Genomic DNA, 1,041 nt, shown 5'->3' on the forward strand with positions numbered 1-1,041 from the left:
ACAACAGATAGATCACCTTTGACTGCCTCAATTCTTGGCAAACTTGTTCCTGTTGGCAAATCCAATCGAACTTTTGAATGACTATCTTTTGGAATTTCCACCGTAACTAATTTATTTGCATCTGCACTCGTTATGGGAATGAGATAGGTCTGATTATCAGATGGAATAACTACTTTAGGCTGATCACCGCTTGGTAGGGGCACTTGAATGGGTGCCGGGTCCTCCAACCCAGGCAGGGATTTGGTGAAGTCATACAACCGCTCTCCATGGCCTTCTTTAAAAACCTTATAGGCAGCTAACGCTTGAAGTGCTTGTTCCGTCGCCATTGCATTCGATCGAAGTTGCATTGTATGCGAAAAGCTGCCATCTGGCAAACGGAATTTGAATAATTTATCAAGTAAATTGACGCCATTTTTTGCATACTTCGCACTTGCTGGATCTATGTTATTCGAGCTTAGCGCAATAATGGCTTGAGAGACACTTTCGCTGCTATCCACTCCATATGAAAGATAGCCCCCATTGGATTGTTGGTTCAGAGACAACCAATTTGCTGCTTTTGTAAGGGTGTCTGCCTGAACTAAAGCTTGATTGCCCGCATACGGAGCTAAAGCAGTAAAGGTCATCGCAGTAATATCAGGATCACTTTTACCAGTGCTTAAAACAAAGCCTCCGTCTTGATTCTGTCTAGTAATAATTTGATTGATAATTTTTTGCCTTGTCCATTCGGCATTTTCCGGTACAGAATAATTTTTGGAATCAAGTGCCAATAGAGCATAGACTAAACCATTGATGCCTTGCGATGTCATATTGCTGTGACTGTACAATTTCTCAATCAAGTTATAACCTTCAACTTGGGATGCGTCACCGCCAGTAACCGTTATACCAAGGATCGTCCGTTCAAGATCAGTAACTAATTTAAAATCTCCATTGGAACTTGAAACATTATTGACTAGTTTTTGATAATACGCTATAGGAAGCTTAGAACCCGTGCGCGCTAAACCTATCGCGCTCCAGTCTGAGCTTACGCCGCTTGGCTTAGAC

1 protein-coding gene is annotated in these 1,041 nt (G+C 42.2%); it reads right to left on the reverse strand.

What is annotated here, in order from left to right; genetic code table 11:
• The coding region (locus AC1DUA_RS38815; RefSeq protein ID WP_477504755.1) for a prenyltransferase/squalene oxidase repeat-containing protein at positions 1-1,041 on the reverse strand (1,041 nt) is incomplete at both ends.

Source organism: Paenibacillus sp. 01T422, from assembly GCF_056398785.1.